Below are 24,587 nucleotides of genomic sequence, written 5' to 3' on the forward strand. Positions count from 1 at the left end.
CACGGCGAGCGACACGGCGAGCGACACGGCGAGCGACACGGCGAGCGACACGGCGACCGCCACGGCGACCGCCACGACGAGCGACACGACGCCCCCCACGACCGCCTTCCTCACCTGCGCGTCCGACGATCTCGCCTATCTGCTGAACAGCCGCGGCTATCACATCCCGAATGCGTCGTCGCATCTCGGCTTCCTGTTCGTGCTCGGCGAGCAGGTCGCGCTGTTCTTGCCCGAAGGCTGCGACCGCTGTGCGGTCGACCTGCCGTCGTACCCGGCGTTGCACGTGATCCGCCGCGACTTCGCCGAACTGGAGCGCTTCCTTGCCCGCTTCGCCGTCGAGCACGTCTGCTACGGCTTCGAATCGGTCAACTGCGCGCTCGTCGAATCGGTGCGGCGCGTCTGGCCGCATGCGCGCCACGCCGATTTCAACCCGGTCGAGGCGCTGCGGGCGAGCAAGACGCCGGCGGCGCTCGAGCGCTTTCGCGATGCGTTCGCGCGCAGCTCGGCGGCGATCGCCGAGACGATGCGCTGGGCCAAGACCGGCGAGCCGGGACGGCGCCACACCGAATACGACCTGGCGCGCAAGATCAACGACGCGTACGGCGCGCGCTCGGCCGTCGCGCTGACGTTCCCGTCGATCGCCGCGAACGGCGCGAACAGCGCGTTCGCGCATTACACGGAGGCGAGCGCCGACGTCGAACTGACCGAGGGCGAACTCGTGCTGCTCGACAGCGGCGCGTACTACGACGCCGGCTTCGCGACCGACTGCACGCGCGTGGTGCTGCGTCGCACGCGAGCGGAGACGGTCGCGCAGCCGTGGCAGCGCGAAATCTACACGGTCGCGCTGAAGGCCTGCATCAAGGGGCTCGTCACGCGCTTCCCGAACACGGCGACGGGCGGCGACGTCGATGCGACGGTGCGCCAGGTGTGCCGCGACCACGGCTACGATTACGGCCACGGCACCGGTCACGGCGTCGGCATCCACGTGCACGAGGGCGGCGTGCGCTTCGCGCCCGGCGCGTCGTACGGGCTGGTGCCGAATGCGGTGATTTCGGTCGAACCGGGCATCTACCTGCCGGGCAAGGGCGGCGTGCGGATCGAGAACATCGTGATCGTCCATGCGGACGACGCCGAAGCGGGCACCGTCGCGTTCGAAAACCTCGTCACGGTGGGCTACGACTGGGACCTGATCGACGTCGCGCTGCTCGACGACGACGAGCGCGCGTATCTGCGCGACTACGAACGGCTTTGCGCGCAACGCGGCACGCAGGTCACCGCGTGTCCGTTGCTGTAAAGGAAGGGTAGTGCGGCGCGGCCGCGCATGATGCGACGGGGCGCCGGCGCTGCGGCGCGCGCGGCGCTCAGCGCATCAGCGCCGACACGCGTCCGTCCGGCCCGTAGACGCCGGCCGGCGCGGACGCCGAGCGCAGCACCGCGAGCGCGCGATCGTTGTAGTCCATCCGGATCCGGATCAGCATCCCGTTGGTCGCATTGGCCTGGCGCGCGCGTTCGGTGGCCTGCAGCAGCAGTTGCCAGCGGCCGGCGAGACGCGCGTCGCGCTCGGCGGCCTGATCCATGCCTTTCTTGCCGGCCGGAAAGCCGAGCGCCGACAGCTGCGCGTCGCGCGTGCGCTCGAGCTGCGCGAGCCGATCGATCAGCTCGCTCTTCTTTTCGACGATACCCGGCAGCATGTCGAGCGGCTGCGGCGTCGTCAGCGCCTTTTCTTCATACGCGAGCAGCGACGCGAACGCTTCGACCGTCGCGTGTTCGTCGTTGACCGTGGCCAGCAGCTCTTCTCTCATCGCGTCATGCTCGTCGCGCCGGCACGCGTTCCCGCATGCCGGCCATCCAGGGGACCGGTCAGGGCGTGACGGGCCCCGGGCCGGCTCAGTTGCTCTGCGAGCGCTGCCGTTGCAGCAGGTCGCGGGCGGTATTCAGTACGCCGTCGGCGATCTTGTTCACGTCGATCGTCAACGAGCCGTCCTTCAATGCGTCCTTGATCGACTGGACCAGCGCCGTGTTGATGTCGGCGCTGCCGGAGGCCGACAGCGAACGCAGCTGTCCCGACAGACCCGACAGGTTCACGCTCGTGTCGCCGCCGGTCGATCCAGCGTCGCCGGCCTGCGCGGACGACGACGAAGCCGCGCCGGATTGCGCGCGGGTCGCGCCGTTGCCGGTGGGCGCGAGTGGGCTCGGGTTCGGAGTGGAATCGATTTTCACGATGGTTTTCCTGTTCGGTTTGACCCAGATAACGGCCGGTCCGGCCCGAACTTTAGCATCGCGGGTGCGAAATTCTCCGAATAAACAATTCTTTGCAATGTTGCGGTGGGTCCGGTCCCTATAGCGGAATTTCCACCGTGCCGGCGTCCTTGACGATCGCCGTGACGATCTGCCCGGCCGCCATCCTGACCCGCACCGACTGGCCCGGCGCCGCGTTCGCGAGCGCGTTGCCCTCGGCCGAGATCGTGAAACCAAGGCCGGCCGCGACCACCCGCACCGTCTGGCCGGCCGACACCGACGCGGCGCTTTTGAGCATGTCCTGGCGCAACGGTAGCCCGGCCGCGATCCGCGCGAGCGAGGTCGCGCCGATCGCCTGCGCCGGATCGGTGATCACCGCGAGCGGCAGCACCGTCAGGTCGCCGTTGCGCGCGATCAGGTCGGCGGCGGTGAGTGGCTCGCCCGGCGCGATCTGCCGCGCGGCGACGTAATAGGTGGCCTGCACGGTGACCTTCGCCTGCAGATAGACCGTCCACGGCCGCGCGCCCGCGCAGCGCACGCCGACCGTCGTGCGGCCCCACAGGCGCGCGCCGGTCGGCAGGAACGGCTCGAGCGTCGTGCATTCGGCGAGCCCGCGCGGAAACGCGGCGGCGACCGTCGTGGTGGTCTTGCCGGGCAGCCCCGCGATCTGCTGCTGCAGGAACGCGAGCGCGCTGCGCCGGATCGATTCGGGGTCTTGCTGGCCGGGCGGGGTCGCAGGCTGCGCCGCGGCGGCCGGCTGGGGCGCGGGCGCGGCGTACGCGGTGCGCACGGCGGCCGCGCGCGCGGCGAAGGCCGGCCGCGGCGCGTTCGACGCCGGTTCGGGCGCGCCGGCGACGACGGTCGCGACGGCGCCCGGATCGGCAGCGCGCGGTGCCGCGTAGCGGGGAGCGGCGTAACTGGAGGCGGTAGCGGCAGTAGCGGCGTGCGCGGCATAGGCGCTGCTGACGGAATTGGCGCGCGCGTCCGCGTAGGCGGCGCGCGGGGCGGCGCTCGGCACCGCAGCCGGCGCCGGGACGTCGACCACGACCATCGTGCCGGCCGGCTGCGCGGCAGGTGCAACCGTGCCCGCGCCGACCATGCCGGCACCGGCATTCCCGACCGGCGCCGCGCCGCCGCTGCCCGCGACCGTCGCAACGCCTGCGCCGCCTGCGCCGCCGCGGCCCGGTTGTCCCACACCCGCCACGCCCGCCGCGCTCGCATGGGCGAGCGCGGTCTCGACCGTCTCGCCGCGCCCCGGGATCACGATCATCGCGTCGTCCGCGTGCGCGCCCGGCGCCGCGAGCCACAACGCCGCGGCGAGCGCGAACGCACGCCGCACGCGCTTGCCGCGTGCGCCGTCGTTGCGAAGTGCGCTGCCTGTCATCGCCGTGTCCTCGAAACCGTTGATCCGATTCGCATTCTAGGCAGCGGGGCCGTCGCGCAAACGATGAATAGAGGGGGCCTTTGGCGCGTTATTCGTCCGATTGCGGGTTGTGCCGCACCCCTACCATCGGTGTCATGGAAAAAAGCCCCTTGGGTCGCCATCCGGCGCGGGGGGCGTGCAGCGCTTCATCTGGAGAGACGCACACATGCTGGACAAACTCGATGCCGAATTCGCGTTCGGCCGACAGGCGCTCGACGTGCGCGCCTATCGGCAGGAACTGTTGTCGTCGAACATCGCGAACGCCGACACGCCGGGCTATCAGGCGCGCGACGTCGATTTCGCGTCGGCGCTCGCGCGCTCGCTGAAGCAGACGGACGGCGGCCTCGCGCCGAGCAACGCCGCGCAACTGCCGATGGCGCAGCCGGCCGGCGTGACGAGCGGGATGACGATGGTGTCCACCGCGCCCGGCCACATGGCCGGCGCCGCGAAGCTGATCCCGACCGGCGGCCCGGCCGACGACTACGGTCGCGCGCAGTACCGGATGCCGCTGCAGCCGTCGCTCGACGGCAACACGGTCGACCTCGACGTCGAGCGCGTGCAATTCGCGAACAACGCGCTGCACTACGAGAGCGGCATGACCGTGATGACCCAGCAGATCAAGACGATGATCGCCGCGATCACGAGCAACCAGTAACGGCGCGCCCCGCCATCGAATCCGAGCACCAGGAGCCACCATGCCCTCGTTGATGAACATTTTCGGCGTCGCCGGTTCGGCGCTGTCCGCGCAATCGCAGCGCCTGAACGTCACCGCGTCGAACCTCGCGAACGCCGACAGCGCGACCGGCCCCGACGGCAAGCCGTACAAGGCCAAGCAGGTCGTGTTCGCGACCGACCCGCTCGGCGGCGTGCGCACCGCGTCCGGCCAGGGCGTGGGCGGCGTGCGCGTGACCAAGGTCGTCGACGACCCGTCGCCGATGAAGTCGACCTACGACCCCGCGAACCCCGCCGCCGACGCGAACGGCTACGTGCAGATGCCGAACGTCGACCCGGTGCAGGAGATGGTGAACATGATTTCGGCGTCGCGCTCGTACCAGGCCAACGTCGAGACGCTGAACACCGCGAAGACGCTGATGCTCAAGACGCTGACGATCGGCACGTAAGCCGCGCGCCGCGCCAGATTCGACAGTTCCGACAGTTCCGACCCAAGGCCACCAGGATGACATCCTCCAACACGACGATCGGCAGCAACGGCACCAACGTGTCGACGTTGCCGACCGACACGATGAACACCAACAAAGTGTCGACGACCGGCACGTCGGCGAGCGACCTGCAGGCGACGTTCCTGAAGCTGCTCGTCACGCAGTTGCAGAACCAGGACCCGACCAGCCCCGTCGACAGCTCGCAGATGACGTCGCAGCTCGCGCAGATCAACACGGTCAGCGGCATCGCGCAGCTGAACTCGTCGCTGTCGTCGCTGTCGACGCAGCTCGCGGCCGGCCAGCAGACGCAGGCCGCGCTGCTGATCGGCACCAACGTGCTCGCGCCGGGCAACGACGTCTCGGTGAAGAGCGGCGCGGCGTCGCCGTTCGGCGTGTCGCTCGCGAACGACGTGTCGAACCTGACCATCACCGTGAAGAACAGCGCGGGCGTCGTCGTCAACACGATCGACGCGGGCAAGCAGTCGGCCGGCACGGTGCCGTTCAACTGGACGCCGACCGATGCAGCCGGCAATGCGCTGCCGGACGGCAAGTACACGGTGAGCGCGCAGTACACGGGCAGCGACGGCAAGACCTATGCGCCGACCGTGCTCGCGGCCGCGCAGGTACAGAGCGTCATCAAGCAGGCCGACGGCACCGCGGGGCTGGTGCTGTCGAACGGCACGACGGTGGGCTTGACCCAGGTCGCGTCGATTTTCCCGAACACCGCGTCGTCGTCGTCCGGCGGCACGACCACCACCAACTGATCCAGCTTTCTCGCAAACGGAGACCGAAATGGGTTATCAACAGGGTCTGAGCGGCCTCGCCGGCGCATCGAACGCGCTCGACGTGATCGGCAACAACATCGCGAACGCGAACACGGTCGGCTTCAAGTCGAGCACCGCGCAGTTCTCCGACATGTACGCGAACTCGATCGCGACGTCGGTCAACACGCAGATCGGGATCGGCACGACGCTCGGGTCGGTGCAGAAGCAGTTCGGCCAGGGCACGATCAACACGACGAATTCGTCGCTCGACGTCGCGATCAACGGCAACGGCTTCTTCCAGATGTCGAACAACGGCGTGACGACCTACTCGCGCGACGGCACGTTCCAGCGCGACAAGAACGGCTACATCGTCAACGCGCAGGGCATGAACCTGATGGGCTACACGGCCGACAAGAACGGCGTGGTCAGCACCGCGCAGACCGTGCCGCTGCAGGCGCCGACGTCCAACATCGCGCCGACGCCGACCACCAAGATCGTCGGCCAGTTCAACCTGAACTCGCAGGACGTGGTGCCGACCAAGACGCCGTTCAACGCGACCGACAGCGCGACCTACAACTACTCGACCGCGATCCAGGTGTACGACTCGCTCGGCGGCTCGCAGGCGGTCAACATGTACTTCGTGAAGTCGGCGGCCGGTGCGTGGGAAGCGTACGCGGGCGTGCAGGGCGGCACGATGACCGATCTCGGCACGGTCAAGTTCGATTCGTCGGGCGCGATCACGAGCACGACGCTGCCCGCGTCGGCCACGCCGACCGCATCGCTCGGCCAGTTCCAGTTCAGCGTGCCGACCACCGACGGCTCGTCGACGCCGCAGGCGCTGACGCTCGACCTGACCGGCACCACGCAGTACGGCGGCAAGGACGGCGTGAACAACCTCGCGCAGGACGGCTACGCGAGCGGCACGCTGACGACCTTCTCGATCGGCGCGGACGGCAAGCTGACCGGCAACTATTCGAACGGTCAGACGGCGGTGCTCGGCCAGATCGCGATCGCGAACTTCAACAACCCGAACGGCCTGATCAACCTCGGCGGCAACCAGTACGCCGAGACGGCCGCGTCGGGCGTGCCGCAGATCTCCGCGCCGGGCAGCACGAACCACGGCACGCTGCAGGGCAGCGCGCTGGAGAACTCGAACGTCGACCTCACGTCGCAGCTCGTGAACCTGATCACCGCGCAGCGCAACTACCAGGCGAACGCGCAGACGATCAAGACGCAGCAGACCGTCGACCAGACGCTCATCAACCTGTAAAGCGCGGATAACCGGCAGCCATGGACCGACTGATCTACACGGCGATGACGGGCGCGTCGCAGTCGCTCGACCAGCAGGCGATCGTCGCGAACAACCTCGCGAACACGTCGACGACGGGCTTTCGCGCGCAGCTCGCGAACTACCGCGCGGTGCCGATGAATTTCGGCGACGGCAGCACGATCGACCCGACGACGACGCGTACCTACGTGCTCGCGTCGACGCCCGGCGCGGACTACGCGCCGGGTCCGATCACGCGCACCGGCAACCCGCTCGACGTGGCCGTGCAGGGCGCCGGCTGGCTGTCGGTGCAGACCGCCGACGGCGGCGAGGCGTACACGCGCGCCGGCAACCTGCACGTCGACGAGAACGGCCAGCTCGTCAACGCGAGCAACCTGCCGGTGATCGGCAACGGCGGCCCGATCTCGGTGCCGCCGAACGCGGAAGTCACGATCGGCAAGGACGGCACGGTGTCCGCGCTGATGCCGGGCGACCCGCCGACCGCCGTTGCGATGGTCGATCAGATGAAGCTCGTGAACCCCGACCCGACCACGCTCACGCGCGGCAACGACGGGCTGTTCCGCACCGCCGACGGCAATCCGGCCGACGCCGACCCGAACGTCGTCGTCACGCCGAATTCGCTCGAAGGCAGCAACGTGAACCCGGTGACCGCGATGGTCGCGATGATCGACAACGCGCGGGCGTTTCAGCTGCAGTCGAAGCTGATCCAGACGGCCGACCAGAACGAGCAGTCGGCGAACCAGCTGCTCAACTTCAGCTGAGCGGCACGGCCCTCGCTACCAGGAGAAGATTCAACATGAACCGATCGCTCTACATTGCCGCCACCGGCATGAACGCGCAGCAGGCGCAGATGGACGTGATCTCGAACAACCTCGCGAACACCAGCACCAACGGCTTCAAGGCGTCGCGCGCGGTGTTCGAGGATCTGCTGTACCAGACGATCCGCCAGCCGGGCGCGAACTCGACGCAGCAGACCGAGCTGCCGTCGGGCCTGCAGCTCGGCACCGGCGTGCAGCAGGTCGCGACCGAGCGCCTGTACACGCAGGGCGGCCTCACGCAGACCGGCAACTCGAAGGACGTCGCGATCAACGGCGCGGGCTTCTTCCAGGTGCTGATGCCGGACGGCACCAACGCCTACACGCGCGACGGTTCGTTCCAGACCAACGCGCAGGGCCAGCTCGTCACGTCGAGCGGCTATCAGATCCTGCCGGCGATCACCGTGCCGCAGAACGCGCAGTCGCTGACGATCGGCAAGGACGGCGTCGTGTCGGTCACGCAGCCGGGCTCGAACAACGCGGTGCAGATCGGCTCGCTGCAGATCGCGACCTTCATCAACCCGGCCGGCCTCGAGGCGAAGGGCGAGAACCTGTTCGCCGAGACCACCTCGTCGGGCGCGCCGAACGTGTCGCAGCCGGGCCTGAACGGCGCGGGCGTGCTCAACCAGGGCTACGTCGAGGCGTCGAACGTGAACGTCGTGCAGGAGCTCGTCAACATGATTCAGACGCAGCGCGCGTACGAGATCAACAGCAAGGCCGTGACGACGTCCGACCAGATGCTGCAGACCGTCACGCAGATGAAGACCTAACCGGAAGTCCCGCCGTCGCCATGAAGCAGGTCCGCCTCCTCCCGTCAGCCACCGTCCGCGCCGCGTGCGCGGTCGCGGTGGCCGCGCTCGCCGGTTGCGCGCAGATTCCGCGCGATCCGATCATCCAGCAGCCGATGACGGCGCAACCGCCGATGCCGATCGCGATGCAGGCGCCCGGCTCGATCTTCAATCCGGGCTTCGCGGGCCGGCCGCTGTTCGAGGATCAGCGGCCGCGCAACGTCGGCGACATCCTGACGATCGTGATCGCGGAGAACATCAACGCGACCAAGTCGTCGGGGGCGAACACCAACCGGCAGGGCAACACCGACTTCAACGTGCCGACGGCCGCGTTCCTCGGCGGGCTGTTCGCGAAGGCGAACCTGTCGGCGACCGGCGCGAACAAGTTCGCGGCGACCGGCGGCGCGAGCGCCGCGAACACGTTCAACGGCACGATCACCGTGACGGTGACCAACGTGCTGCCGAACGGCAACCTCGTCGTGAGCGGCGAGAAGCAGATGCTGATCAATCAGGGCAACGAGTTCGTGCGCTTCTCGGGGGTCGTCAACCCGAACACGATCTCGGGCGCGAACTCGGTCTACTCGACGCAGGTGGCCGACGCGCGGATCGAATACTCGGCGAAGGGCTACATCAACGAAGCCGAGACGATGGGCTGGCTGCAGCGCTTCTTCCTCAATCTGGCACCGTGGTGATCCCGATGCAGCAGCCTCTTTTCCACCGCCTGTCGCGGCGCGCAGCGCGCGCGCTGGCCGGCGCATTCATGCTGATCGCGTGCGCGTTCGGCGCCGCCGGCGCCCATGCGGAGCGCCTCAAGGATCTCGCGCAGATCCAGGGCGTGCGCGACAACCCGCTGATCGGCTACGGCCTCGTGGTCGGCCTCGACGGCACCGGCGACCAGACGATGCAGACGCCGTTCACGACGCAGACGCTCGCGAACATGCTCGCGAACCTCGGCATCTCGATCAACAACGGCTCGGCGAACGGCGGCTCGTCGTCGCTGAACAACATGCAGCTGAAGAACGTCGCGGCCGTGATGGTGACCGCCACGCTGCCGCCGTTCGCGCGGCCGGGCGAGGCGCTCGACGTGACGGTGTCGTCGCTCGGCAACGCGAAGAGCCTGCGCGGCGGCACGCTGCTGCTCACGCCGCTGAAGGGCGCGGACGGGCAGGTGTACGCGCTGGCGCAGGGCAACATGGCGGTCGGCGGCGCGGGCGCGAGCGCGAACGGCAGCCGCGTGCAGGTGAACCAGCTCGCGGCCGGCCGCATCGCCGGCGGCGCGATCGTCGAGCGCTCGGTGCCGAACGCGGTCGCGCAGATGAACGGCGTGCTGCAGCTGCAACTGAACGACATGGACTACGGCACCGCGCAGCGGATCGTGTCCGCGGTGAATTCGAGCTTCGGCCCGGGCACCGCGACGGCGCTCGACGGCCGCACGATCCAGCTCGCGGCGCCGGCCGACCCGTCGCAGCAGGTCGCGTTCATGGCGCGCCTGCAGAACCTCGACGTGAGCCCGGACAAGGCGGCCGCGAAGGTGATCCTCAACGCGCGCACCGGCTCGATCGTGATGAACCAGATGGTCACGCTGCAAAGCTGCGCGGTCGCGCACGGCAACCTGTCGGTGGTCGTCAACACGCAGCCGGTGGTGTCGCAGCCGGGGCCGTTCTCGAACGGGCAGACGGTGGTCGCGCAGCAGTCGCAGATCCAGCTGAAGCAGGACAACGGCTCGCTGAAGATGGTGACGGCCGGCGCGAACCTCGCCGACGTCGTGAAGGCACTGAACACGCTCGGCGCGACGCCGGCCGACCTGATGTCGATCCTGCAGGCGATGAAGGCGGCGGGTGCGCTGCGCGCCGATCTGGAGATCATCTGATGGCGAATCTTCCGAACGCAAACGACCTGACGCAGCGCTTCGCGCTCGACGTGCAGGGTTTCGACGCGCTGCGCGCGCAGGCGAAGGCGTCGCCGCAGGCCGGCGCGAAGGCGGTCGCGGGCCAGTTCGACGCGATGTTCACGGAAATGATGCTCAAGAGCATGCGCGACGCGACGCCCGACGGCGGGCTGCTCGACTCGCACACGTCGAAGATGTACACGTCGATGCTCGACCAGCAGCTCGCGCAGCAGATGTCGAAGCGCGGCATCGGCGTCGCCGATGCGCTGATGAAGCAGCTGCTGCGCAACGCGGGCCAGGGCGCCGATCCGGCGGGCGATGCCGGCGCGGCCGGCCTCGGTGCGACGGGCCTGGGCGCGGCCGGCGCCGGCACGTCGGGCAACGAAGGTAGCCTCGCCGCGATGAACGCGATGGCGCGGGCCTACGCGAATGCGGCGAACAACGGCGCGCTCGCCGGCACGCGCGGCTACTCGGCCGGCAGCGCGCTGACGCCGCCGCTGAAGGGCTCGAGCGGCGTGCAGGACGCGGACGCGTTCGTCGACCGGCTCGCCGCCCCCGCGCAGGCGGCGAGCGCGGCGACCGGCATTCCGGCGCGCTTCATCGTCGGCCAGGCTGCGCTCGAATCGGGCTGGGGCAAGCGCGAGATCCGCGCGAGCGACGGCTCGACCAGCTACAACGTGTTCGGCATCAAGGCGAACAAGGGCTGGACGGGCCGCACGGTGGCGGCGCTCACGACCGAGTACGTGAACGGCACGCCGCGCCGCGTGGTCGCGAAGTTCCGCGCGTACGACTCGTACGAGCACGCGATGACCGACTATGCGAGCCTGCTGAAGAACAACCCGCGCTACGCGGGCGTGCTGAGCGCGAGCCGCAGCGTCGAGGGCTTCGCGCACGGCATGCAGAAGGCCGGTTACGCGACCGACCCGCACTACGCGAAGAAGCTGATCTCGATCATGCAGCAGATCGGCTGACGCGCCGCGCCGCCACGGCCGCGCGGCGTGATTTCCTGCCGTGTTTCCGACCGCGCCCGGCGTCCGCCGCGCGCGGTTTTATCGTTTGCGCGGAAAATAATCCGCGATTCGATCTAAACTTTCGGTCAGCACTGCCGCTAAGTGTGAGAGACCAGCAACCGGGCCCATGTTCAGGCCCGGTTTTATTGCGTCCCGGTTGCCGGGGCGTCCATGACAAGAAACCGGCTAGCCATGAATATCGAAACGTCGACCGACCCGAGCCTGGATGCGGGCCATTCCGGACCCGACTACGCCCGCCGCAATCCGCTCGAGATCGGCGTGCAGTTGCGCAACCTCGTGAACCGGGGCGACTTCCTGACCGTCCAGTATCCCGGCGGGCAGCTCGTCACGCGCCTGCTCGACGTCGACGTCGGCGCGCGCACCTTCACGTTCGACTGGGGCGCGCTGGCCGAGCAGAACGCCGGCATCCTCGCCGCGTCGCATTGCACCTTCGCCGCCGCGCCGGACGGCGTGCGCGTCGAGTTCACCACCGGCACGCCGCGCGAGACGCGCTACGAGGGGCTGCCCGCGTTCGTCGCCGAATTCCCCGAGGTGCTGATGTGCATCCAGCGGCGCGAGTACTTCCGCGTCGATGCGCCGGTCGTCGATCCGTTCCAGTGTCGCGGCAAGCTGCCCGACGGCGAGGGCTTCGTGTTCGAGGTGCAGAACCTGTCGCTCGGCGGCGTCGGGCTGCGCACGATCGACGAGCGCGTCGAGACGCTCGAAGTCGGCACGCTGCTGCCGGAGGTCGAGCTCGAACTGAACGGTCACGGCAAGCTGTCGCTCGACCTGCGCCTCGTGTCGCAGCGCTCGACGCAGCTGCCGAACGGCTCGCGCCGCTATCAGCTCGGGTTTCGCTTCATGTCGCTGCCGGGCAGCGCGGAGAACACGCTGCAGCGCCTGATCACGCAGCTCGAGATGAAGCGCCGCTCGCTCGCGCGGGCCTGACGCACCGCCTCGCGGCCGCCGCGCGCACGCGCGCGCCGCGTGCGCATTTTTCCCTCAATTTTTTCGATCCGCGGCCGTTATACCGGGAGTCACGCAACCCGGCGGCCGCAGCGCGGCCGGCTCATCAGGATCGCGCATGTCCAACACATTCATGAACCTCGGCGTCAGCGGCCTCAATGCCGCGCTCTGGGGCCTCACGACGACCGGTCAGAACATCAGCAACGCCGCGACGCCCGGCTATTCGGTCGAGCGTCCCGTCTATGCCGAAGAGAGCGGCCAGTACACCGCGAGCGGTTATCTGCCGCAGGGCGTGAACACCGTCACCGTGCAGCGGCAGTACAGCCAGTACCTGAGCGACCAGCTGAACGCCGCGCAGTCGCAAGGCGGCGCGCAATCGACGTGGTATTCGCTCGTCGCGCAGCTGAACAACTACGTCGGCAGCCCGACGGCCGGCATCTCGACCGCGATCACGAACTATTTCACCGGGCTGCAGAACGTCGCGAACAACGCGTCGGACCCGTCGGTGCGGCAGACCGCGATCAGCAACGCACAGATCCTCGCCGACCAGCTGAAGGCCACCGGCCAGCAGTACGACGCGCTGCGTCAGAGCGTGAACACGCAGCTCACCAGCACCGTGTCGCAGATCAACACGTACACCTCGCAGATCGCGCAGCTGAACCAGCAGATCGGGGCCGCGAGCAGCCAGGGGCAGCCGCCGAACCAGCTGCTCGACCAGCGCGACCTCGCGGTGTCGAACCTGTCGTCGCTCGCCGGCGTGCAGGTCGTGCGCAACGACAGCGGCTACAGCGTGTTCCTCGCGGGCGGCCAGCCGCTCGTCGTCGCCGACAAGAGCTACCAGCTCGCGGCCGTCGCGTCGTCGTCCGATCCGAGCGAGCTGACCGTGGTGTCGCAGGGCATCGCCGGCGCGAATCCGAAAACGCCGGACCAGTCGCTGCCCGATGCGTCGCTGTCGGGCGGCACGCTCGGCGGCCTGCTCGCGTTCCGCCGTCAGACGCTCGATCCGGCGCAGGCGCAGCTCGGCGCGCTCGCGACCAGCTTCGCCGCGCAGGTCAATGCGCAGAACGCGCTCGGCGTCGACCTGTCAGGCAATCCGGGCGGCAGCCTGTTCGCCGTCGCGCCGGCGACCGTCTTCGCGAATCAGGGCAATACCGGCAACGCGGCGCTGTCCGTGTCGTTCACGAACCCCGCGCAGCCGACGACGGGCGACTACACGCTGTCGTTCGACGGCACCAACTACACGCTGGCCGACCGCGCGAGCGGCTCGGTGATCGGCCAGTCGACGTCGATGCCGGCGTCGCTGGGCGGGCTGCAGCTGTCGTTCTCGTCCGGCGCGATGAACGCCGGCGACCAGTTCACCGTGCTGCCGACGCGCGGCGCGCTGACCGGCTTCGGGCTCGCGACGACGAGCGGCGCGGCGATCGCGGCGGCGTCGCCGGTCGTCGCCTCCGCGTCGACGACCAACATCGGGACGGGGAAGATCGTCTCGAACGGCGTGAGCTCCGGCTATCAGATTCCGGCCACCAAGCTCACCTACGACGCGGCGACGAACTCGCTGTCGGGCTTCCCGGTCGGCACCACGGTCACGATCGCGGGCACGCCGCCCACCTCGGTGACGATCGCCAACCCGACCGACAGCGTGCCGTACAACGCGAGCCAGGGCGCGAAGATGACGATGTCCGGCACGCTGAACGGCGTGACCGTCACGTTGTCGGGCGCGCCGTCCGACGGCGACTCGTTCTCGATCGGGCCGTACGCGGGCGGCACGAGCGACGGCGCCAACGCGCTCGCGCTGTCGCAGCTGGTGACGGCCAAGTCGCTCGGCGGCGGCACGACCACGCTCACCGGCGCGTATGCGAACTACGTGAACGCGATCGGCAACACGGCGAGCCAGCTGAAGTCGTCGAGCGCCGCGCAGACGTCGCTGGTCGGCCAGATCACCAGCGCGCAGCAGTCGGTGTCGGGCGTGAACCAGAACGAGGAAGCGGCGAACCTGATGCAGTACCAGCAGCTTTACCAGGCGAACGCGAAGGTGATCCAGACCGCGCAGACGCTGTTCCAGACCGTTCTCGGCCTGTTCAACTGACCGGATTCGAGGGATAGAAGCGATGCGGATTTCCAGCGCCCAGTTTTTCCAGCTGAACGTCTCACAGATGAACGATCAGCAGGCGCAGCTCTCGCAGCTGTACCAGCAGATCGCAAGCGGCGTGAGCCTGCAGACGCCGGCCGACAACCCGGTCGGCGCGGCGCAGGCCGTGCAGCTGTCGATGACGTCGGCGACGCTGTCGCAGTACACGGCCAACCAGAGCACGGCGCTCGCGTCGCTGCAGGCCGAGGACCAGACGCTGCAAAGCGTGAGCACCGTGCTGACCGGCGTGCAGACGCTGACCGTGCGCGCCGGCGACGGTTCGCTCGCCGACAGCGACCGCGCGGCGCTCGCGACCCAGCTGCAGGGCTATCGCGACCAGCTGATGACGCTCGCGAACACGAACGACGGCGCGGGCACCTATCTGTTCGCCGGGGTCAACAATTCGTCGGCGCCGTTTACGAGCAGCCCGAACGGCACCGTGTCGTATGTCGGCGATTCGGGCACGCGCCAGGTGCAGATCGGCGATTCGAGCAGCGTCGCGCAAGGCGACACCGGCGCGGCCGTGTTCATGTCGGTGCAGTCGCTCGGCAGCGTCCCGGTGCCGGCGGCGGACGCCGCCAACACGGGCACCGGCCGGATTACCGCGGTGACCGTCACGAGCCCGTCGGCCGCGACCAACGGCCATCATTTCGCGATCACGTTCGGCGGCACGCCGGCCGCGCCGACCTACACGGTCACCGATTCGTCGGCCAAGCCGCCGACCACGACGCCCGCGCAGGCGTACACGGCCGGCGCGTCGATCGCGCTCGGCGGCGGGATGACCGTCTCGGTGTCCGGCACGCCGTCGGCCGGGGACTCGTTCTCGGTCACGCCCGGCCCGCAGGCAACCGGCGGCGCGGACATCTTCTCGACGCTCGACTCGATGATCGCCGCGCTGAAGACGCCGGTGACGGGCAATCCCGTCGCGGCCGCCGCGCTGTCGAACGCGATGATGACCGGCTCGATCAAGGTCGGCAACACGATGCGCAACGTGACGACGATCCAGGCGTCGGTCGGCGGCCGCGAGCAGGAAGTCAAGGCGATGCAGGCGGTCACCCAGACGGCGTCGCTGCAGACCACCAGCAACCTGACGGACCTGACCGGCACCAACATGGTGACGACGATCAGCCAGTATCTGCAGGTGCAGAACGCGCTGACCGGCGCGCAGAAGGCCTACGTGCAGTTGCAGAACCTGTCGCTGTTCCAGTACGTCAATCCTTGATCAGCGCGCAGCATCGCGCGATGTGAGCCTTCGCTCACGTCGCGCGGTGCGCGTGCCGGTCGCCCGCGCGGCGGCCGGCGCGGTGACCCACGGCCGCCCGGCCGGCTCGTTCCCCCGTCATACCGCAAGCCCGCCCCCGGCGCGCCATTGCCGCGCGTGCGGCGGCGCGCTTGCCAGCCCCATTTCCGCTCCGTAAACTCGCGCCAGATTCCAGGCCGGCGCACCGTCCGCCGCCGGCGACCGACAGGAGCCCTTTCCCCATGTCCGATTCCTACTTCCCGCGCTGGCGGGTGCAACCGGCCGGCGCGGCGTCGCGCGTGGTCGGGCCCGACGAGCGCCTCGCGTGGCCGCAGATGGTCGCGATGGGCGTGCAGCACGTCGTCGCGATGTTCGGCTCGACCGTGCTCGCGCCGCTGCTGATGGGCTTCGATCCGAACCTGTGCATCTTCATGTCGGGCATCGGCACGCTGCTGTTCTTCGTGCTGGTCGGCGGCCGCGTGCCGAGCTACCTCGGCTCGAGCTTCGCGTTCATCGGCCTGGTGATCGCGGTGACCGGCTACGGCGGCAGCGGGCCGAACCCGAACATTCCGGTGGCGCTCGGCGGGATCGTCGCGTGCGGCGTCGTGTACGTCGCGCTCGGCGCGCTGGTGCAGGCGATCGGCACGCGCTGGATCGAGACGCTGATGCCGCCGGTCGTCACCGGCGCGGTGGTCGCGGTGATCGGGCTGAACCTCGCGCCGATCGCGGTCAGGGGCGTGTCGGCTTCGACCTTCGACTCGGTGATGGCGCTCGTGACCGTGCTGTGCGTCGGCGGCGTCGCGGTGTTCGCGCGCGGGATGGTGCAGCGGCTGCTGATCCTGGTCGGGCTCGTGATCGCGTACGCGCTCTATGCGGTCGCGACCAACGGCATGGGCCTCGGCAAGCCGATCGACTTCTCGATCGTCGCGCATGCCGCGTGGTTCGGCGTGCCGCGCTTTCGCGCGCCGGTGTTCGATCCGCACGCGATGCTGATGCTCGCGCCGATCGCGGTGATCCTGGTCGCCGAGAACCTCGGCCACATCAAGGCGGTCAGCGCGATGACGGGCACCAACCTCGACCGCTACGTCGGCCGCGCGTTCATCGGCGACGGGCTCGCGACGATCGTGTCGGGCAGCGTCGGCGGCACGGGCGTGACCACCTACGCGGAGAACATCGGCGTGATGGCCGTCACGCGGATCTATTCGACGCTCGTGTTCGCGCTCGCCGCGCTGATCGCGATCGGGCTCGGCTTCTCGCCGAAGTTCGGCGCGGTGATCCAGACGATTCCGGGCCCGGTGCTCGGCGGCGTGTCGATCGTCGTGTTCGGGCTGATCGCGGTGACGGGCGCGCGGATCTGGGTCGTCAACAAGGTCGACTTCTCCGACAACCGCAACCTGATCGTCGCGGCCGTCACGCTGGTGCTCGGCGCCGGCGACTTCTCGCTGAAGTTCGGCGGCTTCGCGCTCGGCGGCATCGGCACCGCGACGTTCGGCGCGATCATCCTGTACGCGATCCTGCGCAAGGAGAAGGAGCCGGGCCCGGTGGTGTGAGCGGGTAGCGGAAGCGGCCCCGCCGGCGCCCGCTCATGCGCCGGTGTTCGACTGCCCCTGCAGCCACGCGCAGAACTGCGCGACGAGCGGATCGTCGGCGGACGCGCCCGGCGCGATCCACCAGTAGCTGCGCGTCGCGATGCGCGGCCCGTCGAGCGGCATCACGAGGCGGCCGCTCGCGAGCTCGTCGTCGATCAGCGGCAGCGGGCCGAGCGCGACGCCGAGCCCGTCGACGGCCGCCTGCAGCGCGAGATAGAAGTGGTCGAACGACTGCCGCTTGCGCCCCTTCATCGTCACGCCGGCCGCGGCGAACCAGTCGCGCCAGCCTTCCGGCCGCGTATCCGAATGCAGCAGCACGTGCCGCGCGAGATCTTCCGCGCGGGCGATCGGCGCGCGCTTGAGCAGCGCGGGGCTGCAGACGGGAATCACGCTTTCGTCGAGGAAATGGCCGCTGCGCCAGTTCGGCCCGGGGCCGGGCTCGCGGCGGATCGCGACGTCGAAGCCGTCGAGCGTGTCGAGCGCCGCGTTCGACGTGGACAGCTTCAGCTCGACGTTCGGCACGTCGCGCTGGAACCGCGACAGGCGCGGCAGCAGCCACTTCATCGCGAAGGTCGGCAGCGCGTTGATGCGCAGCACGCGCGTCGCGCCGGCGTTGCGCAGCTGCTCGGTGGCGAGCGCGATGCTGTCGAACGCGGCGCGCACGGTGTCGAGATAGCGGCGCCCGTCGTCGGTGAGCTTCACGCGCTTGCCGTAGCGCTGGAACACCGGCTTGCCGAGCCACGCCTCGAACCCGGCGATTTGCCGGCTGATGGCACCGTGGGTCACATGCAGCTCGTCGCCGGCGGCGCTGAAGCTCTCGTGTCGGGCCGCTGCTTCAAAGGCACGAAGCGCGGAAAAGGGCGGTAGGTCGCGTGGCATGCTTGTGATTCTAGATCACAAGGACGCGCCGATAAAATCGTTTTGCCGTCCTCCGCGACGGCGGTAACCTCGTGGCACCGCTTGATGAGGATCCCCATGCAATCCGTTTCCCCACCGCCCGCCGCCGCGCCGCGCCCGATCGGTCTCGCCGAGCTGTTCACCGGTTTTCTGTCGCTCGGGCTGATGTCGTTCGGCGGCGCGCTGCCGTTTGCGCGGCGCACCATCGTCGACGAGCGCAAGTGGCTGTCCGCCGACGAATTCACCGATCTGCTCGGCCTGTGCCAGTTCCTGCCGGGCGGCAACGTGATCAACCTGTCGGTCGCCGTCGGCATGCGCTTTCGCGGCGTCGCGGGCGCGTTCGCCGGCATTCTCGGGTTGATCGCGGGGCCGACGCTCGTCGTGGTCGCGCTCGGCGTGCTGTATGCGAAGACGCAGGCCGACCCGCACGTGCAGCACCTGTTCGGCGGGCTCGCGGCCGCAGCCGCGGGGCTGCTCGTCGCGATGGCGGTGAAGGTCGCACGGCCGCTGCGGCAGGCGCCGCGCACGGCCGCCGGCATCGCGGCGCTCGCGTTCGTCGCGATCGCGGTGCTGCGCGTGCCGCTGCTCCCGACGATGCTGGTGCTGACGCCCGTCAGCATCTGGCTCGCGTCGCGGCGTCGCGACACGCCGGCGCAGCCGCGCGCCGAGGCACGCGACGGAGGCGGCCGATGAACGACACACTGATTGCGATCGCGACGATCTTCAGCCAGCTGTCGCTGCTCGCGTTCGGTGGCGGCAACACGATCCTGCCGGAGATGCAGCGGCAGGTCGTCGACGTGCATCACTGGATGAGCGCGCACGAGTTCACCGCGCTGTTCGCGCTCGCGCAGGCGGCGCCGGGGCCGAACATGATGATCGTGTCGCTGGTCGGCTGGCACGTGGCCGGCTGGGCCGGCCTGCTGGTCGCGTCGATCGCGAAGTTCGGGCCGTCGTCGATCGTGACCGTGCTCGCGCTGCACGCGTGGGAGCGCTTTCGCGACCGGCCGTGGCGCCGCTACGTGCAGCAGGGGCTGATGCCCGTCACGGCCGGGCTCGTCGCGGCCAGCGCGATGCTGATCTCGCAGGCGTCGAACCGCAGCGCGATCCAGTGGGGCATCACCGCCGCATGCGCGGTGCTCGCGTGGCGCACGCGCATTCATCCGCTGTGGCTGCTCGCGGCGGGCGCGTTGATCGGGCTCACCGGCATCGGCCAGTGAAGGGCGGCCGGCCGCCGCGCCGACGCCGATGAATCGCCCGCCGTCCGCGGCGGCCGGGCGGCACACCACACGGAGGATCGATGAATCTCGACGGCGCCAGCCGCAACCTCACCGTCGCCGCGCTGCTCACGCTCTCGGGCGGCTATCTCGACGCGTACACGTACGTCGGCCACGGCCACGTGTTCGCGAACACGATGACCGGCAACGTCGCGCTGCTCGGCATCAACCTGTCGGCCGGCGAATGGGCGGCCGCGCTGCGTCACGTGCCGCCGCTCGGCGGCTTCGTGGTCGCGGTGCTCGTCGCGCACCTGCTGGGCCTCGCCGCCCAGCGCGGCTGGATGCGCCACACCGCGTTCGCGAGCCTGATCGTCGAGATCGCGTTTCTCGGCCTGGCCGCGAGCGGGCTGGTGGGCGCGTCGAGCGCGTGGCTGATCCCCGGCATCACGTTCGTGGCGACGCTGCAGACGCTGTCGTTCACGCATCTCGAGGCGCTGTCGTACACGTCGGTGATGACGACCGGCAATCTGCGCCGCGCCGCGCAGAAGCTGTTCGTCGGGCTGATACCGCGCTACGACGCCGGCGCGCTGCACGATTCGGCGCTGCTCGCGACGATCAGCTTCTGCTTTCTCGGCGGCGCCGTGTGCGGTGGACTCGTCACGCGGCTCGCGCCCGATGTCGCGCTGTGGGGCGCGGTGTTGCCGCTCGTCGGCGCGTTCGCGGAGATCGTGCGGCGGGCGCGGCAGCGGGCGGGGGATCCGGCAGGCGGCGCGGGCGGCGCGGGCGGTGATGGAGGCAACGGCAGCGATGGCAGCAACGGCAGCAACGGCAGCAACGCCCACAACGCCCACAACGCCCACAACGCCCACAACGCCCACAACGCCCACAACGCCCACAACGCCCACAACGCCCACAACGCCCACAACGCCCACAACGCCCACAACGCCAACAACGCCAACAACGCCAACAACGCCAACAACGCCAACAACGCCAACAACGCCAACAACGCCAACAACGCCAACAACGCCGCCGCACCGGAGTACGTAACATCGCAGCGGGCGTGACACCCCGGGGCGTCGCAGCGAGCAGCCGTCTCGGTACGTTGCTGCAGCGCACTCATCGCGCCACCGATCAGCCGCCGCACCCGATTGCCCGAGCCCTGGCCCGCCGCCTCCGATACCGGCAACCGCAGCACTCCTGCACGTGCACGACGGCGCGCCCCGACGCAGCGTCATCGCCTCCAACCCCGCACGGTCCTCGCCGCGCCGCGCCCGGCCTCCCGCCGGCGCAATCCCCGCCCGCCCAATCGACCGTTGTTCGCTGACGACAATCGCGCGTGCGCGGACGTTTCAATTTCTTTCGTTCCGCGTACTGGTCTTATGATTCTGCCGACATCGCGGGCGCCATGAGCGCCCGCGATTGCCACCCGGCTGCACACGCGGCCGGCCATGAACGGAGACACCTACAAATAGGAAAGCTCATGAAGCAGACCACCCGGCTCGCAGCCATCGCAGGGGGCGCGGCACTCGCCGTCGCCAGTCAGTTCGCCGAAGCACAAAGCTCGGTCACGCTGTGGGGCGTCGCCGACGCCAGCATCCGCTACCTCACCAACGCCAATGCGAAGAACGACGGCCTGCTGTCGATGACCAACGGCGCGATCACCAACAGCCGCTTCGGCATCTACGGCTCGGAAGACCTCGGCGGCGGCCTGAAGGCCGTGTTCAACCTCGAAAGCGGCGTGAACCTGCAGAACGGCGCATTCGCCGACAGCGGCCGCCTGTTCAATCGCGCCGCGTACGTCGGCCTGCAGAGCCCGTACGGCACGGTGACCCTCGGCCGCCAGAAGACCCCGCTGTTCGACCTGCTCGCGGACACCTACGATCCGCTCACGGTCGGCAACTACCTCGAGAACGCGTGGCTCCCGGTGGCGCTGGGCGGCGGCCTGTATGCGGACAACCAGATCAAGTACACGGGCACGTTCTCGGGCCTGACCGCGAAGGCGATGTACTCGACCGGCACGAACTACGAGTCGACCGGCGCGGGCGGCTTCTCCGGCCAGATCCCCGGCTCGCTCGGCAAGGGCAATGCATGGGGCGTGTCGCTGTCCTACGTGATGGGGCCGCTGAGCATCGCGGCCGGCGCGCAGCAGAACAGCGACAACTCCGCACGCAAGCAGACCATCTACCACGCGAACGTCGTCTACGCGTTCAGCAAGGCGAAGGTCTACGCGGGCTACCTGCGCTCGAAGGACGACACCGGTTTCGTCGACAGCCTGCTCGCGCAGCAGTCGATTCCGGTCGCGAAGGGCACGGGCCGGATCGACGACGGTCCGTTCGCCGGCGTGAGCTGGCAGGTCAGCACGCCGCTGACGCTGACCGGCGCTTTCTACTACGACCACATGCGCAACGCGATGACCGCCAACGGCACGCTCGCGAGCGGCAACCGCTACGCGATCGTCGGCATCGCCGAATACGCGCTCAGCAAGCGCACGGAAGTCTACGGCACCGTCGACTTCAACAAGACGAACGGCGCCGCGAACGTCGAGCTGCCGGGCCGCAGCAACCAGACCGGCATCGCGATCGGCCTGCGCAATATCTTCTGACGAGAACCGTCGCAGCTGCGCCGCGCCACGCGCGGCGCGCATCCGGGAGGCTCCTGTGGGAGCCTCTTTTTTCGCCCGCCCGCGCCGCCGCGGGCGCTCGTGCTGCCCGTAAGCGTTCCGTCGGCAATCCAGAACATACTTTGACAGTGCGCGCGACGCGTTTGCGCTACGCTGCGCGCATGGTCCGCGGTGCGCGCGGGCGTCGTTCCGGCGCGCGGGTTCGCGCGCGGCCGGCCTGATGGGTAACTTGTGTATCCGGCGATGACAAACGCGGTCCGCCGGTTTTTTTCGTGGGACGATGCGCTCACGATTTTCTTCGAAGGGGATGACGATGGGTATCCTGAATACCGTGGGTGAAATCGCTGGTGCCGTCGCGGCCGTCGAGGCTGCGGAGAAGGTCGATCCCGATGCGGGCCTGCTGACCAAGGCAGCCGCGGCGATCGCCGGCTTCAAGGGCGCGGAGGCGATCGAAGGCATGCTCGAGAAGAAGGACGAGCAGCCGCAGCAGGCAGACGACACGCAGGCGACGGACGGCAGCGACACGTCGCAGGCCTGAGCATGGCGGCCGGTCCGCGGGCGCGCCGTTCGCGCGTGCGGGCGGACCGGCGCCGCGCGGCCGGCTGGCCGGGCATGCGCTCGATCGGTGACGCATGGCACACCCGGCAACCGGGTTGAGCGGCGAGAGGCAGGGTCTCTCGCCGTTTTTTTTCGTGGCGCGCGCCCTGCATCGGCGCTTCCCGCACGAACGCCGGAATCTTGTTATCGTGCCGTCATCCGAACTGCGATGAGGCTTGCGATGGATTTCGACTACGACCTGTTCGTCATCGGGGCCGGCTCCGGCGGCGTGAGGCTCGCCCGGATGTCGGCGTCTTACGGCGCGCGCGTCGCCATAGCGGAACAGGAGCAGATCGGCGGCACCTGCGTGCTGCGCGGCTGCATCCCGAAGAAGCTGCTCGTCTACGCCTCGCACTATCCGCACGAGCTGGAAGACGCGCAAGGCTTCGGCTGGCGCTTCGACGCCGGCACCCACGACTGGCCCGCGCTGATCGCCGCGAAGGATCGCGAGATCAACCGCCTCAGCGACATCTACATCAACCTGTTGCGGCAATCGGGCGTCGACATGCACGCCGGCCGCGCGACGCTCGTCGACGCGCATACGGTCGCCGTCGGCGAGCGCACGTTCCGCGCGCGCCACATCGCGATCGCCACCGGCTCGCGCCCGTCGCTGCCACCGCGGCCCGGCATCGAGCATGCGATCACGTCGCGCGAGGCGCTGTCGCTGCCGGCGCTGCCCGGACGCATCGCGGTGGTCGGCGGCGGCTACATCGCGGTCGAGTTTGCCGGCATCTTCAACGGGTTCGGCAGCCGCGTCGACCTGTTCTATCGCGGCGACCGGATCCTGCGCGGCTTCGACGACGACGTGCGGCAGTTCCTCACCGACGAGATGACGAAGCAGGGCGTCGCGATTCATGCGCACGCGGTGGTCGAGTCGATCGCGCGGGCCGACGACGGCACGCTCTCCGTGCAGGTCGGCGACGCGACGCACGGGCCGTACGATGCGGTGCTCTACGCGACCGGCCGCGTGCCGAACGTCGACGGGCTCGGCCTCGAGCGCGCGGGCGTGCTGCTCGACGCGCGCGGCGCGATCGCGGTCGATGCGTATTCGGCGACGTCGGTGCCGTCGATCCACGCGCTCGGCGACGTCACGTCGCGGCCGCAGTTGACGCCGGTCGCGACGCGCGACGGCAGCCTGCTCGCGCGCACGTTGTTCGGCGGCGCGCGCGTCGCGACCGACCACGAATGGGTGCCGTCCGCGGTGTTCAGCCAGCCGGAAGTCGCGACGGTCGGGTTCACCGAAGCGCATGCGCGCGGCGTGTACGGCGAGCTCGACATCTACCGGACGTCGTTCCGGGCGCTGCGCCACACGCTGTCGGGGCGCGACGAGCGCACGCTGATGAAGCTGGTGGTCGCGCGCGACAGTCAGCGCGTCGTCGGCGCGCACATGGTCGGCCGCGACGCCGGCGAGATCATCCAGGGCATCGCGATCGCGATTCGCGCCGGCGCGACGAAGGCGCAATTCGACGACACGATCGGCATCCATCCGACCGCCGCAGAGGAATTCGTGACGATGCGCCAGAAGGTTGCCGACTAGGGGCGATGGAGTGGCGCGATGTCGCGCCATCGGCGTGTGGGGTCTAGCGGGGCTATGAAGTCCGGGGCGTTGGCGCAGTCCGCATAGCTCGCGGAGTTCGAGCCTTCGACGCCGTCGCATCGGACGCGTCCATCGCATCGGTTGAGTCGGTCGAGTCTGACGAGTCGGTCGCATCCGACCCATCCATCGCATCCGACCCATCCATCGCCCCGTCGCATCCACGATACGCAGGCAACGCAAAAGTTCGTCAATTCGTGCCGGGACGATGCCGAGTCGGCGAAGAGCTTGGTATGATCGGCCAAAAGCATATACGGGGCCAATCATGCGCGATCAACAGCGCAATCACGCACACGACCACATCCACGACCACATGAGCGGCGCATACCGGCGCGCCGCACGCTCGCCTGTCGCCGCAACCCGTCCGT

At 69.3% G+C, this 24,587-nt stretch carries 22 protein-coding genes and 2 pseudogenes; 20 read left to right on the plus strand and 4 right to left on the minus strand.

Annotation, left to right across the window (positions count from 1 at the left end; genetic code table 11):
• Positions 1 to 97: 97 nt before the first annotated feature.
• Positions 98 to 1,294: pseudogene (locus EX20_RS33235) on the plus strand (M24 family metallopeptidase); the annotation flags it as partial.
• A 67-nt stretch (positions 1,295 to 1,361) separates the two neighbouring features.
• On the opposite strand, the gene EX20_RS00990 reads toward EX20_RS33235, so the two are convergent.
• The 3 genes from EX20_RS00990 to flgA all read right to left on the minus strand — a co-directional run bounded on the left by EX20_RS00990 (position 1,362) and on the right by flgA (position 3,622).
• Entirely contained in the window at positions 1,362 to 1,802 is a 441-nt protein-coding gene (locus EX20_RS00990; RefSeq protein WP_011886266.1) for a flagella synthesis protein FlgN, read from the minus strand.
• 85 nt (positions 1,803 to 1,887) lie between these two features.
• Complete coding sequence (gene flgM, locus EX20_RS00995) at positions 1,888 to 2,220, minus strand: flagellar biosynthesis anti-sigma factor FlgM (protein WP_011886265.1); 333 nt, start codon at positions 2,218 to 2,220, stop codon at positions 1,888 to 1,890.
• A 118-nt stretch (positions 2,221 to 2,338) separates the two neighbouring features.
• Entirely contained in the window at positions 2,339 to 3,622 is a 1,284-nt protein-coding gene (gene flgA, locus EX20_RS01000) for a flagellar basal body P-ring formation chaperone FlgA (RefSeq protein ID WP_034192492.1), read from the minus strand.
• 205 nt (positions 3,623 to 3,827) lie between these two features.
• On the opposite strand from flgA, the gene flgB reads away from it, so the two are divergent.
• The 13 genes from flgB to EX20_RS01065 all read left to right on the plus strand — a co-directional run bounded on the left by flgB (position 3,828) and on the right by EX20_RS01065 (position 17,258).
• Positions 3,828 to 4,316, plus strand: coding sequence for a flagellar basal body rod protein FlgB (gene flgB / locus EX20_RS01005; RefSeq protein ID WP_011886263.1), 489 nt, complete (start codon positions 3,828 to 3,830; stop codon positions 4,314 to 4,316).
• A 40-nt stretch (positions 4,317 to 4,356) separates the two neighbouring features.
• Positions 4,357 to 4,782 (plus strand): flagellar basal body rod protein FlgC, encoded by a 426-nt coding sequence (gene flgC / locus EX20_RS01010; protein ID WP_034192493.1) that lies wholly within the window; start codon positions 4,357 to 4,359, stop codon positions 4,780 to 4,782.
• A 56-nt stretch (positions 4,783 to 4,838) separates the two neighbouring features.
• Positions 4,839 to 5,585, plus strand: a complete 747-nt coding sequence (locus EX20_RS01015) for a flagellar hook assembly protein FlgD (protein ID WP_011886261.1) — start codon at positions 4,839 to 4,841, stop codon at positions 5,583 to 5,585.
• A 28-nt stretch (positions 5,586 to 5,613) separates the two neighbouring features.
• On the plus strand, positions 5,614 to 6,855 hold the full coding sequence (gene flgE, locus EX20_RS01020; RefSeq protein WP_014723814.1) for a flagellar hook protein FlgE: 1,242 nt from the start codon (positions 5,614 to 5,616) through the stop codon (positions 6,853 to 6,855).
• 20 nt (positions 6,856 to 6,875) lie between these two features.
• Entirely contained in the window at positions 6,876 to 7,634 is a 759-nt protein-coding gene (flgF, locus tag EX20_RS01025; protein WP_011886259.1) for a flagellar basal-body rod protein FlgF, read from the plus strand.
• Positions 7,635 to 7,669: 35 nt separating this feature from the next.
• Positions 7,670 to 8,458 (plus strand): flagellar basal-body rod protein FlgG, encoded by a 789-nt coding sequence (gene flgG / locus EX20_RS01030; RefSeq protein ID WP_011886258.1) that lies wholly within the window; start codon positions 7,670 to 7,672, stop codon positions 8,456 to 8,458.
• Positions 8,459 to 8,478: 20 nt separating this feature from the next.
• Positions 8,479 to 9,168 carry a flagellar basal body L-ring protein FlgH gene (gene flgH, locus EX20_RS01035; protein WP_011886257.1) on the plus strand — a complete coding sequence of 230 codons (690 nt, stop codon included), beginning with the start codon at positions 8,479 to 8,481 and terminating at the stop codon, positions 9,166 to 9,168.
• A 5-nt stretch (positions 9,169 to 9,173) separates the two neighbouring features.
• A complete protein-coding gene (locus EX20_RS01040; protein WP_034192572.1) occupies positions 9,174 to 10,346 on the plus strand; it encodes a flagellar basal body P-ring protein FlgI in 1,173 nt (390 codons plus the stop codon).
• On the plus strand, positions 10,346 to 11,335 hold the full coding sequence (gene flgJ / locus EX20_RS01045) for a flagellar assembly peptidoglycan hydrolase FlgJ (protein ID WP_014723811.1): 990 nt from the start codon (positions 10,346 to 10,348) through the stop codon (positions 11,333 to 11,335). Before EX20_RS01040 ends, flgJ begins: the two co-directional genes overlap by 1 nt.
• 231 nt (positions 11,336 to 11,566) lie before the next feature.
• Positions 11,567 to 12,322, plus strand: coding sequence for a flagellar brake protein (locus EX20_RS01050; RefSeq protein WP_014723810.1), 756 nt, complete (start codon positions 11,567 to 11,569; stop codon positions 12,320 to 12,322).
• 136 nt (positions 12,323 to 12,458) lie between these two features.
• Positions 12,459 to 14,426 carry a flagellar hook-associated protein FlgK gene (gene flgK, locus EX20_RS01055; protein ID WP_011886253.1) on the plus strand — a complete coding sequence of 656 codons (1,968 nt, stop codon included), beginning with the start codon at positions 12,459 to 12,461 and terminating at the stop codon, positions 14,424 to 14,426.
• 22 nt (positions 14,427 to 14,448) lie between these two features.
• A complete protein-coding gene (gene flgL, locus EX20_RS01060; RefSeq protein WP_011886252.1) occupies positions 14,449 to 15,690 on the plus strand; it encodes a flagellar hook-associated protein FlgL in 1,242 nt (413 codons plus the stop codon).
• 260 nt (positions 15,691 to 15,950) lie between these two features.
• A complete protein-coding gene (locus EX20_RS01065; RefSeq protein WP_034192494.1) occupies positions 15,951 to 17,258 on the plus strand; it encodes a solute carrier family 23 protein in 1,308 nt (435 codons plus the stop codon).
• A 33-nt stretch (positions 17,259 to 17,291) separates the two neighbouring features.
• Here EX20_RS01065 and EX20_RS01070 read toward each other — a convergent pair whose 3' ends face one another.
• Positions 17,292 to 18,176 (minus strand): transcriptional regulator GcvA, encoded by an 885-nt coding sequence (locus EX20_RS01070; RefSeq protein ID WP_034192495.1) that lies wholly within the window; start codon positions 18,174 to 18,176, stop codon positions 17,292 to 17,294.
• Between the two features lie 96 nt (positions 18,177 to 18,272).
• On the opposite strand from EX20_RS01070, the gene EX20_RS01075 reads away from it, so the two are divergent.
• The 6 genes and pseudogenes from EX20_RS01075 (at position 18,273) to gor (ending at position 24,162) form a co-directional block, all read left to right on the plus strand.
• Positions 18,273 to 18,887 (plus strand): chromate transporter, encoded by a 615-nt coding sequence (locus tag EX20_RS01075; RefSeq protein WP_014723805.1) that lies wholly within the window; start codon positions 18,273 to 18,275, stop codon positions 18,885 to 18,887.
• On the plus strand, positions 18,884 to 19,411 hold the full coding sequence (locus EX20_RS01080; protein WP_011886248.1) for a chromate transporter: 528 nt from the start codon (positions 18,884 to 18,886) through the stop codon (positions 19,409 to 19,411). The genes EX20_RS01075 and EX20_RS01080 overlap by 4 nt, the downstream gene beginning before the upstream one ends.
• A gap of 80 nt (positions 19,412 to 19,491) precedes the next feature.
• Positions 19,492 to 20,223 (plus strand): annotated as a pseudogene (locus tag EX20_RS01085) (YoaK family protein); the annotation flags it as partial.
• Positions 20,224 to 20,888: 665 nt separating this feature from the next.
• Positions 20,889 to 22,010 carry a porin gene (locus EX20_RS01090; RefSeq protein ID WP_014723803.1) on the plus strand — a complete coding sequence of 374 codons (1,122 nt, stop codon included), beginning with the start codon at positions 20,889 to 20,891 and terminating at the stop codon, positions 22,008 to 22,010.
• Positions 22,011 to 22,341: 331 nt separating this feature from the next.
• Positions 22,342 to 22,566, plus strand: coding sequence for a hypothetical protein (locus EX20_RS01095; protein ID WP_034192573.1), 225 nt, complete (start codon positions 22,342 to 22,344; stop codon positions 22,564 to 22,566).
• Positions 22,567 to 22,806: 240 nt separating this feature from the next.
• Positions 22,807 to 24,162 (plus strand): glutathione-disulfide reductase, encoded by a 1,356-nt coding sequence (gene gor, locus EX20_RS01100; RefSeq protein WP_034192497.1) that lies wholly within the window; start codon positions 22,807 to 22,809, stop codon positions 24,160 to 24,162.
• Positions 24,163 to 24,587 lie beyond the last annotated feature (425 nt).

Source organism: Burkholderia sp. WP42, assembly GCF_000745665.1.
Taxonomy (GTDB): domain Bacteria; phylum Pseudomonadota; class Gammaproteobacteria; order Burkholderiales; family Burkholderiaceae; genus Burkholderia; species Burkholderia vietnamiensis.

What these genes read in the sequence shown, in the direction of transcription:
- EX20_RS00990 (WP_011886266.1), bottom strand. Translation starts at nt 1,802, where the DNA reads ATGAGAGAAGAGCTGCTGGCCACGGTCAACGACGAACACGCGACGGTC.
- flgA (WP_034192492.1), bottom strand. Translation starts at nt 3,622, where the DNA reads ATGACAGGCAGCGCACTTCGCAACGACGGCGCACGCGGCAAGCGCGTG.
- flgB (WP_011886263.1), top strand. Translation starts at nt 3,828, where the DNA reads ATGCTGGACAAACTCGATGCCGAATTCGCGTTCGGCCGACAGGCGCTC.
- flgC (WP_034192493.1), top strand. Translation starts at nt 4,357, where the DNA reads ATGCCCTCGTTGATGAACATTTTCGGCGTCGCCGGTTCGGCGCTGTCC.
- EX20_RS01015 (WP_011886261.1), top strand. Translation starts at nt 4,839, where the DNA reads ATGACATCCTCCAACACGACGATCGGCAGCAACGGCACCAACGTGTCG.
- flgE (WP_014723814.1), top strand. Translation starts at nt 5,614, where the DNA reads ATGGGTTATCAACAGGGTCTGAGCGGCCTCGCCGGCGCATCGAACGCG.
- flgF (WP_011886259.1), top strand. Translation starts at nt 6,876, where the DNA reads ATGGACCGACTGATCTACACGGCGATGACGGGCGCGTCGCAGTCGCTC.
- flgG (WP_011886258.1), top strand. Translation starts at nt 7,670, where the DNA reads ATGAACCGATCGCTCTACATTGCCGCCACCGGCATGAACGCGCAGCAG.
- flgH (WP_011886257.1), top strand. Translation starts at nt 8,479, where the DNA reads ATGAAGCAGGTCCGCCTCCTCCCGTCAGCCACCGTCCGCGCCGCGTGC.
- EX20_RS01040 (WP_034192572.1), top strand. Translation starts at nt 9,174, where the DNA reads ATGCAGCAGCCTCTTTTCCACCGCCTGTCGCGGCGCGCAGCGCGCGCG.
- flgJ (WP_014723811.1), top strand. Translation starts at nt 10,346, where the DNA reads ATGGCGAATCTTCCGAACGCAAACGACCTGACGCAGCGCTTCGCGCTC.
- EX20_RS01050 (WP_014723810.1), top strand. Translation starts at nt 11,567, where the DNA reads ATGAATATCGAAACGTCGACCGACCCGAGCCTGGATGCGGGCCATTCC.
- flgK (WP_011886253.1), top strand. Translation starts at nt 12,459, where the DNA reads ATGTCCAACACATTCATGAACCTCGGCGTCAGCGGCCTCAATGCCGCG.
- flgL (WP_011886252.1), top strand. Translation starts at nt 14,449, where the DNA reads ATGCGGATTTCCAGCGCCCAGTTTTTCCAGCTGAACGTCTCACAGATG.
- EX20_RS01065 (WP_034192494.1), top strand. Translation starts at nt 15,951, where the DNA reads ATGTCCGATTCCTACTTCCCGCGCTGGCGGGTGCAACCGGCCGGCGCG.
- EX20_RS01070 (WP_034192495.1), bottom strand. Translation starts at nt 18,176, where the DNA reads ATGCCACGCGACCTACCGCCCTTTTCCGCGCTTCGTGCCTTTGAAGCA.
- EX20_RS01075 (WP_014723805.1), top strand. Translation starts at nt 18,273, where the DNA reads ATGCAATCCGTTTCCCCACCGCCCGCCGCCGCGCCGCGCCCGATCGGT.
- EX20_RS01080 (WP_011886248.1), top strand. Translation starts at nt 18,884, where the DNA reads ATGAACGACACACTGATTGCGATCGCGACGATCTTCAGCCAGCTGTCG.
- EX20_RS01090 (WP_014723803.1), top strand. Translation starts at nt 20,889, where the DNA reads ATGAAGCAGACCACCCGGCTCGCAGCCATCGCAGGGGGCGCGGCACTC.
- EX20_RS01095 (WP_034192573.1), top strand. Translation starts at nt 22,342, where the DNA reads ATGGGTATCCTGAATACCGTGGGTGAAATCGCTGGTGCCGTCGCGGCC.
- gor (WP_034192497.1), top strand. Translation starts at nt 22,807, where the DNA reads ATGGATTTCGACTACGACCTGTTCGTCATCGGGGCCGGCTCCGGCGGC.